The sequence below is a fragment of the Dactylosporangium sp. NPDC000521 genome (genome assembly GCF_042898305.1).
Classification (GTDB): Bacteria; Actinomycetota; Actinomycetes; order Mycobacteriales; family Micromonosporaceae; genus Dactylosporangium.
Window position 1 is genome coordinate 338,678 of sequence record NZ_JBIAYW010000003.1, and the last position, 12,304, is coordinate 350,981.

General features: G+C 71.6%; 8 protein-coding genes and 1 pseudogene. 3 read left to right on the forward strand and 6 right to left on the reverse strand.

All coding sequences use genetic code 11. The annotated features are described in order from the left end of the window. Window positions 1–25: 25 nt before the first annotated feature. Window positions 26–1,867 carry an AMP-dependent synthetase/ligase gene (locus tag ACFY3L_RS11710; protein ID WP_389321753.1) on the reverse strand — a complete coding sequence of 614 codons (1,842 nt, stop codon included), beginning with the start codon at window positions 1,865–1,867 and terminating at the stop codon, window positions 26–28. A gap of 154 nt (window positions 1,868–2,021) precedes the next feature. Beyond that, window positions 2,022–2,645, reverse strand: a complete 624-nt coding sequence (locus tag ACFY3L_RS11715) for a TIGR03085 family metal-binding protein (RefSeq protein ID WP_389321755.1) — start codon at window positions 2,643–2,645, stop codon at window positions 2,022–2,024. A 123-nt stretch (window positions 2,646–2,768) separates the two neighbouring features. On the opposite strand from ACFY3L_RS11715, the gene ACFY3L_RS11720 reads away from it, so the two are divergent. The 3 genes from ACFY3L_RS11720 to ACFY3L_RS11730 all read left to right on the forward strand — a co-directional run bounded on the left by ACFY3L_RS11720 (window position 2,769) and on the right by ACFY3L_RS11730 (window position 7,882). Further along, complete coding sequence (locus ACFY3L_RS11720) at window positions 2,769–4,598, forward strand: ABC transporter ATP-binding protein (RefSeq protein ID WP_389322606.1); 1,830 nt, start codon at window positions 2,769–2,771, stop codon at window positions 4,596–4,598. A gap of 841 nt (window positions 4,599–5,439) precedes the next feature. Then, the gene (locus ACFY3L_RS11725; protein WP_389321757.1) at window positions 5,440–7,239 is read left to right on the forward strand and encodes an ABC transporter ATP-binding protein; all 1,800 of its coding nucleotides are present in this window, start codon (window positions 5,440–5,442) and stop codon (window positions 7,237–7,239) included. A 229-nt stretch (window positions 7,240–7,468) separates the two neighbouring features. Continuing rightward, complete coding sequence (locus ACFY3L_RS11730; protein ID WP_389321759.1) at window positions 7,469–7,882, forward strand: hypothetical protein; 414 nt, start codon at window positions 7,469–7,471, stop codon at window positions 7,880–7,882. Between the two features lie 46 nt (window positions 7,883–7,928). On the opposite strand, the gene ACFY3L_RS11735 is transcribed toward ACFY3L_RS11730, so the two are convergent. From ACFY3L_RS11735 to ACFY3L_RS11750, 4 genes and pseudogenes are all read right to left on the reverse strand, one after another. Beyond that, window positions 7,929–8,543 carry a TetR family transcriptional regulator gene (locus tag ACFY3L_RS11735; RefSeq protein ID WP_389321761.1) on the reverse strand — a complete coding sequence of 205 codons (615 nt, stop codon included), beginning with the start codon at window positions 8,541–8,543 and terminating at the stop codon, window positions 7,929–7,931. Between the two features lie 29 nt (window positions 8,544–8,572). Continuing rightward, window positions 8,573–9,310 (reverse strand): ABC transporter permease, encoded by a 738-nt coding sequence (locus ACFY3L_RS11740; RefSeq protein WP_389321763.1) that lies wholly within the window; start codon window positions 9,308–9,310, stop codon window positions 8,573–8,575. A gap of 1 nt (window position 9,311) precedes the next feature. Continuing rightward, complete coding sequence (locus tag ACFY3L_RS11745; protein WP_389321765.1) at window positions 9,312–10,043, reverse strand: ABC transporter ATP-binding protein; 732 nt, start codon at window positions 10,041–10,043, stop codon at window positions 9,312–9,314. Window positions 10,044–10,174: 131 nt separating this feature from the next. After that, window positions 10,175–12,304, reverse strand: a pseudogene (locus ACFY3L_RS11750) (hypothetical protein); the annotation flags it as partial.

The window sequence follows — 12,304 nt, forward strand, 5'->3', positions numbered from 1 at the left end:
GAGGCCATGACACTGTGGGGTGTGATCAGAGTTCGGCGAGCGACCCCGCATACATGCGGTCGATGTCCGGGGCGAAGGACTTCTCGACCACACGGCGCTTGACCTTGAGCGACGGTGTGAGCTCACCGTCCTCGATGGACAGGTCGCGGCTGAGGATGGTGAACTTCTTCACCGTCTCCCAGCGGTTGAGCTTGGTGTTGAGCTCCTTGACGTAGCCCTCGACCAGGGCGTTCGCCTCGGGTGACGCGGCGATCTCGTCGTAGGGCTTGCCGGCGAGGGGGGTGCCGTCGGCCCAGCCCTTGATGGCGTCCGGGTCGAGGGTGACGAGCATCGTGACGTAGTTGCGGGCCTGGCCGACCACGACGCACTGCGAGGTGTACGGGCAGACCGACTTGAACAGGCCCTCGATGTGGCTCGGCGCGACGTACTTGCCGCCGGAGGTCTTGATGAGGTCCTTCTTGCGGTCGGTGATGCGCAGGTAGCCGTCGGCGTCGAACTCGCCGATGTCGCCGGTGCGGAACCAGCCGTCCTCGGTGAACGACGCGGCGGTCTCGTCTGGCAGGTTGTGGTAGCCGCGCATGATCGGGGTGCCCTTGAGCAGGATCTCGCCGTCGGTGTCGAGCTTCGCCTCCAGGTCGCCGAGGGCCTGGCCGACGGTGCCGATGCGGGGGGACGCCTCACGGTTGACGAACGAGCCCGCCGACGTCTCGGTCAGGCCGTAGCCCTCCAGGATCGGCAGGCCGGCGGCGAAGAAGAACTCGCCGATCTCCTTCGACAGCGGTGCGGAGCCGGAGACCATGGCGCGCATCCGGCCGCCGAGGCGGGCGCGGAGCTTGCTGAACACCAGCTTGTCGGCGATGCCGGCCTGGACCTTGAGCATGCCGCCGGGCTGCCGGCCGGCGAGGCGCTCCGCCGAGGCCTGCTTGCCGACCTTCATCGCCCAGGTGAAGATCTTCCACTTGGCGCCGCCGTCGGCCTGCGCGCCGGTGACGACCCGGTTGTAGACCTTCTCGAAGACGCGGGGCGCGGCGCACATGAGCGTCGGCTGGATCTTGCCGAGGTTGTCGATGAGCTTGTCGACGCGGCCGTCGACGTACGTCGGGAGCCCCACGTACACGATCCCGCACAGCAGCGTCTTGCCGAACGAGTGCGACAGCGGCAGCCACAGGTACTGCAGGTCGTCGGCGGTCAGCAGGCCCATGTCGACCTGCGTGTAGCCCTGCCAGACCCAGCCGGCGTGCATCAGCTCGACGCCCTTGGGGCGGCCGGTCGTGCCGGACGTGTAGATCAGGGTGGCGAGCTGGTCGCCGGTGATGCCGGCGACGATGCGGGTGATGAGCTCGGGGTCCTGTTCGAGCGCCTCGCGACCGGCGGCCTCCAGCTGCGCGAGGGACAGGGTCTTCTTCTGCTCGCCGCCGTTGGGGACGCCGTCGAGGAGCACGATCGCGGCCAGGTCGGGCAGGTCGGCGCCGTCGAGCTTGGCGGCCTGCGCCGCGTCCTCGGCGAAGAGGACCTTCGAGCCGGAGTCGGCGACGATGTAGACGGCGTCCTCGGGCTCGGTGGTCGGGTAGACCGTCGTGGTGGCCGCGCCGGCGAGCATGATGCCCAGGTCGGCGAGGATCCAGTCGAGGCGGGTGTTGGCCAGGATGCCGACGCGGTCCTCGGGGCGCACGCCGAGCGTGGTGAGGCCGGCGCCGATCGCGCGGGCGTGCTCGTCGACCTCGCGCCAGGTGAGCCAGGCGGGGTCGCCGGCGTCGTCGGCCGCGGGCTTGCCGAACGCGCGCTTGTCGGGGGTCTCGGCCACACGGTGCAGGAACATGTCCGGGATCGAGCGGTAGGGCAGTTCGAGCCGCTGGGTCTGGGTCATGTGGGGCGCCTCCGGGCTGGCGTGGACGTAACGGTGACTGGCATCACGTCCCGTCGGTTACTGGAGGGTAAAGGGTCTGTCGTGTTACCGGCTAGACCCGAAACCGAAACGTAGTGGAACGCCGAATCCCGTTGCCTGGGGCCAGATTCGAGACTCAGAGTCCCAGCCGCGCCGTTCTGAGCCGCTCCGCGATCGCATCGGGGCCGGTGACGGTCACGTCGGCGTGCGCCTGGCGGCCGGTGAAGAACAGGAGCAGCTCCGAGGGCTTCCCGTGCACCCGTAGCGCTTCTCCGCCTGTACCGACAGTGAACGGCTCCCCGCCCGCGGCCTGCACGGTGACCGCGGCCGGGAACCGTCGCGCGGACAGCTTCGCGGCCGCCTTGAGCCGCTTCGCCACGGCCTGCTCGTAGGCCGCGTCCAGCGTGCGCGGGGTCCACTGCGGGACGGCCCGCCGCACGTCCTCGTGGTGGATGAGGAACTCGGTGATGTTGACGGCCTCCTCGGCGAAGGCGGGCCTGACCCAGAGCGCGGGCCTGCGGACCTTGCCGACCAGCTGCGCGTAGTCACCCGCGGCGAGGCGGTCCTGGACCTTCTTCGTGTGCCCGGCGACCGGCTTCAGCAGGATGCCGGCCGCGGCGTCGGGGCGGCGCTCACGCAGCACGAGATGCGCGGCGAGATCACGGGTCGCCCAGCCGTCGCAGAGGGTCGGCGCGTCGGGACCCGCGGCCAGGAGCGTCTCGGCGAGCGCCAGGCGCTCTGCCCGCGCGAATGAAGTCATACACGTAACGCTAGTCGGGTTCCGGCAGAGCCGGTTTCTGTCGTACGCCGTCGGTAAGGTTGCAGACGGTCGGGGCGACTTACCGGCCCGACGCTACGGAGGGCGGATGTGACCAGCGGCAAGGTGCTCCTCAAGGGGCTGTGGGTGCTCGGCCGGGCCGTCCGTGACGAGCCTCACGTGTTCGCGATCTCTGTGGCCGGCAGCGTGGTGTTCAGCCTGCTGACCATCGCGACCGCGTTCGTCTCCGGGCGGGTCGTCGGCGAGATCGCGCTGCCCGCGATCGACCAGCGGCACGTCACGCTCGGCACGCTGCTGCTCGGCGGCGTCGCGATCCTCGCGGTCAGCCTCGGCAAGATCCTCGGCATCTTCGGCCGGCGGCTCGGGGCCGGGGCGATGCAGTTCCGCCTCCAGGCGCGCTACCGGCAGGCCGTCACCCGGCGCTACCTGCGGCTGCCCCTGGAGTGGCACCAGCGGCACGCGACCGGGACGCTGCTGTCCAATGCCAACGCCGACGTCGAGTCCGCGTGGTATCCGATCGCGCCGTTCCCGATGGCGGTCGGCACCGTCGTCATGCTCGTCGCCGCGATCGTCTCGCTCTTCGCCACCGACTGGGCCATGGCGCTCGTCGGCGTCGCGATCTTCCCGACGCTGCTCGGGGTCAACGTCGCCTATTCGCGCCGCATGGCGCCCCGCGTCGCGAAGGCGCAACAGCTGCGCGCCGAGGTGAGCGAGGTCGCGCACGAGAGCTTCGACGGCGCGCTCGTGGTCAAGACGATGGGCCGGGAGGCGGCGGAGACCGAGCGGTTCTCGGCGAAGACCATCGAGCTGCGCGACGCCACGATCCAGGTCGGGCGGGTCCGGGCGATGTTCGACCCGGTGCTCGACGCGCTGCCGAGCATCGGCACCCTGGCCGTGCTCGTCGTCGGGGGCCTGCGGTTCCGCCAGGGCGCCGTCGAGGTGGCCGAGGTGGTCAGCGTCGCGTTCCTGTTCACCGTGCTCGCGTTCCCCGTCCGGGCGATCGGCTGGGTGCTCGCCGAGCTGCCCCGCAGCGTCGTCGGCTGGGAGCGGATCCGGCACGTGCTGGACGCCGAGGGCGACATGGCCTATGGCACGACCACGCTGCCGGACGTCCACAAGCCGGCGGCGCTGCGGTTCGAGGACGTGCACTTCGCGTACGCCGACGCCGACGGCAACCGGGGCGGCGACGTGCTGAGCGGGGTCACGTTCGACGTGCCGGCGGGGCGCACGGTCGCGCTCGTCGGCTCGACCGGCTCCGGCAAGTCGACGATCGCCGCGCTCGCCGCCCGGCTGGTCGACCCGCACACCGGCACCGTCCGGGTCGACGGCGTCGACGCCCGCGACCTCAGCCAGGAGGCGCTCGTCGGCACGGTCGCGCTGGTCGCCCAGGTGCCGTTCGTCTTCGACGACACCGTCCGGGGCAACGTGACGCTCGACCGGACCACCACCGCCGGCCACGCCATCGACGACGAGGCGGCCTGGGCAGCGCTGCGCCTCGCCCAGGCCGACGGGTTCATCCACCAGCTCGCCGACGGGCTCGACACGAAGGTCGGCGAGCGCGGCACGTCCCTGTCCGGCGGGCAGCGGCAGCGGCTCACGATCGCCCGCGCCCTGGCCGGCGCGCCGCGCCTGCTCGTGCTCGACGACGCGACCAGCGCCGTCGACCCGCGCGTCGAGGCCGCGATCCTCGCCGCGCTGCGCCGCGACGACGACCGGCAGGCGTCGATCCTCGTGGTCGCGTACCGGCGGGCCACGATCGCCCTGGCCGACGAGGTGGTCTGGCTGGAGCGGGGCAGGGTCGCCGCCCGCGGCACCCACGCCGACCTCCTCGCCACCGTCCCCGGCTACGCCGACCTGGTCACCGCGTATGAGAAGGCCGAGGCCGAGAAGGAACGCGAGCACGTCTTCGACGACGAGGAGTCCGTGACCGCATGATGGTTTCCGCGCTCGCCCCGGCCCGTCCGGGCGCTTCAGCTCGTCCGGTGGTCGCCGCGGACGCCGGCTTTGCCGTGGTGACACCGGCGGCTGGCTGGTCCCGGTGGGGGCACGTGCCGGAGGGGGCGGCGTGCAGTCTGGCCGGTTCGGTCGGACGGCTTGAGGCTTCGGGTCCGTCTGCGGCAGGTGCCGGCGACCGGGTCGGGCCGGTGGTGTGGCCGGCGCGGCGGGCTGCGGGCGGCTGGGTGCGGGAGCGCGGTGAAGTGACGGGCTTGGGGGTCGCCGGGGAGACGGGTCGTGCGGTCGGGTCTCGTCCGCATCACCGGGGCTTCGACGGCGTTGCGGTCGGTGGTCGTTGCGAAGGCGCCGTCGGTTCGGGGCTTGTTCGCGGACGCGGTGCTGCGGTCAGCGGTCGCGCGGAAGGTGTCGCCGGCTTGGGGTCTGTTCGCGGGCGCGGTGTCGGCGGCGCCATGAGGGCGCACGGTTGTTCCGGCCGGGGCCGTGCTGGCCTGCCGGTCCGGGGGCGCCGCGAGGGTCGTCTGGGCAGCGTCGTCCTGGCAGGTCAGCGATGCGGGGCCGTCGAGTCTGGGGTGTGTGGTCCGGGGCGTGGCCCGCGCCTTGAGTGTTCGGCGGGGTCTGTGAGCGGGCTTCGTGGCGGTGGTGGTTGTCGCGGGTCGGTTGGGCAGAGACTTCGGCTGGTGGTGGGTTGGGTGTCTGGTCCGGGGCGCGCCCGGCGGGCCGGGCGTGCGGCCGGGGTGATGCGCGGTCGCGGCGGAGGGGCTGGGGTGCGTGGGGTCGGGTTCGGGTCTGGTCGGTGCTCAAGGACGGCGGAGGTGTCGGCATGACGGCGGCGACTGCTGAGGCGGCGGAGCAGGCGAAGGCCGGCGGGGCGCCGAAGGTGGGGGTGCTGCGGCGCGGGCTGAGCCTGTCGCCGGAGCTGTTCACCGGGCTGGCGGGCACGCTCGGGCTGGCGGTGCTGGCGACGGCCGGCCGGGTGGCGGTGCCGGTCGCCATCCAGCAGGGCATCGACAAGGGGCTGCGGGCGCCGGGTGGGCCCGACGTCGGGGTGCTCACCACGATCGTGGCGATCACGGCCGGGGTGCTGTTCCTGACGATGCTCAGCGCGGCGATGATGAACGTGCGGCTGTTCACGGTCACGGAGACGGCGCTGGCGGGGGTCCGCACGCGGACGTTCCGGCACATTCACGATCTGTCGATGCTGCACCAGCAGTCGGAGCGGCGCGGGGCGCTGGTCTCGCGGGTGACCGGGGACGTGGATCAGATCAGCCAGTTCCTGCAGTTCGGTGGGCTGATCTTCCTGATCAGCCTGGGGCAGCTCCTCGTGACGACCGGCGTCATGGTCTTCTACTCGTGGCAGCTGACGCTGGTGGTGATCCTCGCGTTCGCGCCACTGGTGTTCGTGGTGCGGCACTTCCAGCGGCGGCTCAGCGTGCTGTACCTGGACGTGCGGGAGAGCATCGGGGCGATGCTCGGGGCGATCGCGGAGAGCGTCGTCGGGGCTTCGGTCGTGCGGGCGTATGGCGTGCAGCACCGCACCGCGGAGCGGCTCGACACGGCGATCGACCGCAGCCGGCGGGCGCAGTTCCGGGCGCAGACCAACAACGTGGTCAGCATGAGCTTCGGCGAGCTGGCGGCGGGGCTGGCGCTCGGCAGCGTCGTCGTGGTCGGCACGCTGCTGGGCGTGGACGGGCAGCTCACCATCGGCCAGCTGACCGCGTTCCTGTTCCTGGCGACGCTGTTCGTGCAGCCGGTGCAGGTCGCGACCGAGGTGCTCAACGAGGCGCAGAACGCGATCGCGGGCTGGCGCCGTGTCCTGGACATCATCGAGACGTCGCCGGACGTCGCGGACCCCGGTGACGACGGCCGGGACCTGCCCGAAGGCGCCGTCGACGTGCGGTTCGACCACGTGCACTTCGCGTACCCGGACGGGCCGGAGGTGCTGACCGACGTCGATCTGACGGTCGCCGCCCGTACGCGGGTCGCGGTCGTCGGGGAGACGGGCAGCGGCAAGACGACGTTCGCGAAGCTGCTGACGCGGCTCATGGACCCGACCACCGGCGAGGTGTTGCTGTCCGGGGTGCCGCTGACCGAGGTGCGGTTCAGCTCGCTGCGCAGCCGGGTCGTCATGGTGCCGCAGGACGGGTTCCTGTTCGACGCGACGGTCGCCGACAACGTGCGGTTCGGCCGGCCGGACCTGAGTGACGTGGACCTGGAGCTGGCGTTCACCGAGCTCGGGCTGCTCGACTGGGTCGACGGGCTCAGCGACGGCCTGCGGACCGAGGTCGGCGAGCGCGGGGAGGCGTTGTCGGTCGGTGAGCGGCAGCTGGTGGCGCTGGCCCGCGCGTACGTCGCCGACCCCGACCTGCTGGTGCTCGACGAGGCCACGAGCGCCGTCGACCCGGCGACCGAGGTCCGGCTGCAGCGGACCCTGGACGCGGTCACCAGGGGGCGGACGACGATCGCGATCGCGCACCGGTTGTCGACCGCGCAGAGCGCCGATGAGGTCATCGTGGTGGACAAGGGGCGTGTCGTGCAGCGCGGCCCGCACGCCGAGCTCGTCGCCGATCCGGACTCGATCTACGGCCGCCTGTACGCGTCGTGGCTCGAACAGACCCGCTGACACCGGCCACCCGCGGCTCGTGCGGCCGTGCGGCCCGCCAGTTCGTGTGCCGCGCGCCTGGCGGCCCGGCGGGTCGTGCCCGGCGGCTTGTGCGGCCCGCGGCTCGTCGCGGTGGGTTCGCCGGGGGTGGTGCATGCTGCCGGGGATCGACGGGAGGCCGCGCGTCGGGGGTGGTGAACTGCGGCGGAGGGCCTAGAGTGGCGGTGTGCCAGCCGTAAGGCGTCGATACGTGCCGATGCAGGTCCGGGTCGCGGTGACGGGGTTCAACGCGATCGGGGGCGTCATGTTGACCCTCGCGCTGACGGCGTTCGGCGTGCTGCTGTCCGGGATGCAGGTCGACCCGGCCAACCAGGGCGGCACCGGCTACCTGGACTTCGTGCTGTTCTTCAACGCCGTGCTGTTCCTGTTTCCCCTCGCGGTGGTGCTCGTGTTCCTCGGCATGCGGATCAAGCGGGGCGAGCACTGGGCGTGGCTGGCCAGCCTGGTGTTCTGGGCGTTCGTCGGGGCGATGGCGCCGCTGCTGACGTGGCTGCTGCCGGCCCCGCTGCCGTTCGCGGTCGTGCCGGTCTGCTGCGCCGGCGTGCTGGTGGCGCTGCTGTTGACCCCGCAGGCGAGGTACCACTGCGCCGACGTCGACGAGTAGCCGAGCCGGCGCTCCGCGGTCAGCGCTTCGAGGCCCGGCGTGGCGGTCAGCGCTTCGAGGCCGGTGCGATGGCCGGCAGGGGCTCGGTGAGGTAGCGCTGGATGGTCGGCGCCACGCTGTACACGATCTCGTCCTGCGACATGGTCGTCATCGGCTCGATCTTCAGGATGTAGCGGACCATGACGAGGCCAGCCATCTGCGACGCGACCAGGGCGGCGCGCTTCGGGGCCTCCGCGGGGTCGAGCTTGAGCTGCGCGACCACGCGGCGCAGGATCTGGCTCACCAGGAACTCGCGCAGCATCCGCGCCGACCACTCGTGCTGCATCGCGCTGCGGAACAGGGCCGCGGCGGACGAGCCGGCGGGGGAGTCCCACACGCCGAGGAACGTGCGGATGAGCCGCTCGCCGACGTCGTCGAGGCCGCCCTCGAAGACCTTGGGCACGATCTCGCCGGGGTCGATCGGCGCGTCCATCGTGGCGAGGAAGAGCTTGTCCTTCGCCCCGAAGTAATGGTGTACCAGCGCCGGGTCGACCCCGGCGCTGGTGGCGATCTGGCGGATGGACGCCCCGTCGTAGCCACGCTCGGCGAACGCCTCGCGGGCGGCACTCAGGATCGCCTGGCGGGTGTCCTGGTTGCCGGGGCGTCGTCCGGTGCGTGCCATGAGCCTTCTTCCCGTCGTGCCGTGTTCGATCAGGGGGTGCGCCGGCGCAACGTCGCCGCCCCGAGCAAGAGTGCCACGATCACGCACCCGACGATGATGCCGAGGTCCCTCCACATGACGCCGGTCGGTTCGGTGTGCGCACCGAGCTCGGTGAGCGCCTGCACCGCGTACGACATGGGAAGAACATCACTGATGGCCTGCAGCCAACCGGCCATCTGGTCGCGGGGCTGCAGCAGCCCGCAGAGCAGCACCTGCGGCAGGACCACCGCCGGCATGAACTGCACCGCCTGGAACTCACTGTTGGCGAACGCGCTGACCAGCAGGCCGAGCGCCATGCCGAGCACGGAGTTGCCGACCGCGATCACGCCCACGAGCCACGCCGGCCCGAGCGTGTCCAGGCCGAGGAGGAGGTACGCGAGGGCCGACGCGATCGCCGCCTGCACCGCGGCCGCGACGGCGAACGCGATGCCGTAGCCGAGCAGGATGTCGACCTTGCCGATCGGTGTGGTCAGCAGCCGCTCCAGCGTGCCGGTGGTGCGCTCGCGGAGCATCGCCACGCTGGTCAACAGGAACATGATCACCAGCGGGAACACGCCCAGCATGATGAGCCCGACGCGGTCGAACAGCTGGGGATTGGTGTCGTACAGGTAGCGCAGGAGCGTGAGCAGCACCGTCGGCACGACGAGGATCAACGCGATCGTGCGCCGGTCGTGGCGGAGCTGCCGCAGGATGCGCCCGGCGGTCGCGAACGTCAAACGGGCGGACATGTCAGGCCACCTTCTCCTTCTCCGTCTCCTGCGCCTGTACGAGTCGCAGAAACGCCTCTTCCAGGTCATCCGAGCCGGCCCGCTCCCGAACGGCGGCGGGCGACTCGTCGGCGATGAGCAGCCCCTCGCGGATCAGCAGGAGGCGGTCGCAGCGGCCCGCCTCGTCCATCACGTGGCTCGACACCAGCAGCGTCGAACCGGCCTTCGCCAGGGCGTGGAACCGTTGCCACAGCTCGTTTCGCAGCACCGGGTCCTGGCCGACGGTGGGCTCGTCCAGCACGAGCAGCTGCGGCTTGCTCACGATCGCGCAGGCGAGTGACGCCCGGGCCCGCTGACCGCCCGACAGGGTCCCGACGAGCTGGTCCTTGGCCTGGCTCAGCCCCACGTCGGACACGGCCTCGTCCGCAGCGGCGGCGCCGAGCCCGTACAGCGAGGCGAAGTACCGCGCGTTCTCCCGGACGGTCAGGTCCGCGTAGACGCTCGGCGCCTGCGTCAGGTAGCCGACCTTGTCGCGCAGCGGCCTCGACCCCGCCGGATGCCCCAGCACCGTCACCGTCCCGCTGACGATCTTCTGCACGCCGACGACCGCCCGCATGAACGTGGTCTTGCCGCTGCCGCTCGGTCCGAGCAGTCCCGTGACGCTCCCGCTGGGCACCGTGCAGGTGAAGTCGTGCAGCACCCGCCGCTTGCCCCGCGCGATGACGAGGTGTTCGACCTCGATCGCGTTGGCCATCTTGGATTCCTCCGGTCACTCCCTGGAACTCAACGGTTGATGAACTCAACGGTAGATGAAATCTTGAACGCGCGTCAAACACGAAACGGGGCGGACCGATGTCTGCGGTCCGCCCCGTTTCGCGCTTCTCGTCACAACGCGAGCACGCGCTCCAGGAACTCCTTGTACTGCCGCAACGCCACCCGCAGCGCCTCGGTGTCGGGGTTCTTGGCCGTCCGGTGCGGGTCGATCGCCAGCTGCTGCTCCTGCAACTTCTCGGCAAGTGTCTCGATGGCGTCACTCACCACCGCCGACGCCCGCGTCAGCGCCTTCACCGGGTCGTCGACGAACTTGGACTCCGCCTTGACCAGCCGCGACCGGAACTTGTCCGCCCGCTTCGGCTTCCACAGCACGATCCGCTGCTCGGCGAGGTCACCGGGGCGGAGCGGGAGGGGCCCAGCGGTCGCGTACTCGAGCTCCTCGTCGTCGTCCGCTTCCACCTCGGCCACCGGCTCGACGGTTTCGTCGTCGCCTTCGTCCTCAGCCTCGGCCTCCGCGACCGGCTCGTCGTCCGCGTCCGCGTCCTCGTCCTCGTCCTCCGCGTCGGCCTCCGCGACGGGCTCGTCGTCGTCCTCGTCACCTTCCGCGTCCGCGTCTGCTTCTGCCGTGGGCTCGTCTTCGTCGCTGTCGGCGTCGGCTTCCGCGGCGGGCTCGTCGCCGCTGTCGGCTTCCGCCCCTGCGGCCGGCTCTTCGTCGGCGCTCACCTCGTCGGTGCTCACCTCGTCGGCGGTCAGCTCGTCGATGTCGGCGACCAGGTTGACGTCACCGGCGCTGCCGTCCTCGTCGTCGGTGTTGTCGACCCCTGCCTCGATCGCGTCGGCCAGGACATCGGCCGGGGTCTCGCCCTCAGCGTCATCGCCGTCCGCAACCTCGGCCGCGATCTCCTCGACCTCGCCCGCAGCGTCTTCCGCTCCAGCCTCCTCCACCGCAGCGGCAGGCTCGACCTCGGCGTCGTCCTCCTCGACTGTGCCCGGCTCCTCGACCTCAGCCTCAGCCTCGGCCTCAGCGTCAGCCTCGACCTCAGCGTCAGCCTCGACCTCAGCGTCAGCCTCGGCGGTGGGTTCGTCTTCGTCGCTGTCGGCGTCGGCTTCCGCAGCGGGCTCGTCGTCGCTGTCGGCTGCGGCTTCTGCGGCGGGCTCTTCGTCGGCGCTCACCTCGTCGACGTCGGCGACCAGGTTGACGTCCTCGGCGCCGTCACCGTCCGCGTCCTCCGCGGCGGCCTCGGCCTCCGGCTCGCTCTCGACGGCCTCGTCCTCGACGTGCTCGACCGCGGCCTCGGCGTCGGGCTCGGCAGCTTCGTCGCCGCCGGCCTCGTCCTCAGCGGCACCTTCTTCGGCGGCTGCTTCAGCCTCCGGCTCCGCCGCGACCTCGTCGCTCTCGACGACGGCCTCGGCCTCCGGCTCCTCGCCGGCCTCGTCCTCGGCGGCCGCTTCGACAGCGGGAGCTTCGTCGTCCACCGCCGCTTCGGCCTCAGGCTCCGCATCGGCAGCCTCGTCCTCGACCGTGGCCTCCGCGTCGGGCTCGTCGGCCTCGTCGCCGCCGGCAACTGCCTCGTCCTCTACGGTGGCCTCCGCGTCAGGCTCGGCGGCCTCGTCCTCGGCAACTGCCTGGTCCTCGACGGTGGCCTCTGCCTCGGGTTCGGCAGCTTCGTCGCCGGCTTCGTCGTCCGTGGCCTCTGTTTCGAGGGCGGCCTCGGCCTCATCGCCAGCAGCGTCGGCCTCATCGCCAGCAGCGTCGGCCTCGTCGGCAGCCGGCCCGTCCTCGGTGACCGCCTCAGGCTCGGCAGCCTCCTCATCGGCAGCCACCTCGTCAGCAACCGCCTCGGGTTCGTCGTCGGTGGCCTCATCGGCCACGGCTTCCGGCTCGTCGTCGGAGTCCGACTCGGCTGCGGGCTCTTCCACTACGGCGTCGGTGGCGGCGTCGTCCTCAGCAGCCACGTCCTCGGACGCCTCCGCCTCGCCGGCAGCGTCGTCGGCGTCGTCGGCTGCCACCTCTTCGACCGTCTCGGCTCCTTCGGCGTCGTCGTCTGCGGTGGCTTCGGCGGCGGGTTCGTCGTCGGTGGCGACCTCTTCGGCGGCGACTTCGTCGATGGTGTCAGCTTCGGCGTCAGCGGCCTCGGCGGCGAGGTCGGCGGCGGGTTCGTCGTCGGTGGCGACCTCTTCGGCGGCGACTTCGTCGATGGTGTCAGCTTCGGCGTCAGCGGCCTCGGCGGCGAGGTCGGC

Bases quoted from the DNA above. Each gene is read 5' to 3' on its own strand.
- ACFY3L_RS11710 (WP_389321753.1), bottom strand. From the start codon at position 1,867: ATGACCCAGACCCAGCGGCTCGAACTGCCCTACCGCTCGATCCCGGAC.
- ACFY3L_RS11745 (WP_389321765.1), bottom strand. From the start codon at position 10,043: ATGGCCAACGCGATCGAGGTCGAACACCTCGTCATCGCGCGGGGCAAG.
- ACFY3L_RS11725 (WP_389321757.1), top strand. From the start codon at position 5,440: ATGACGGCGGCGACTGCTGAGGCGGCGGAGCAGGCGAAGGCCGGCGGG.
- ACFY3L_RS11715 (WP_389321755.1), bottom strand. From the start codon at position 2,645: ATGACTTCATTCGCGCGGGCAGAGCGCCTGGCGCTCGCCGAGACGCTC.
- ACFY3L_RS11740 (WP_389321763.1), bottom strand. From the start codon at position 9,310: ATGTCCGCCCGTTTGACGTTCGCGACCGCCGGGCGCATCCTGCGGCAG.
- ACFY3L_RS11735 (WP_389321761.1), bottom strand. From the start codon at position 8,543: ATGGCACGCACCGGACGACGCCCCGGCAACCAGGACACCCGCCAGGCG.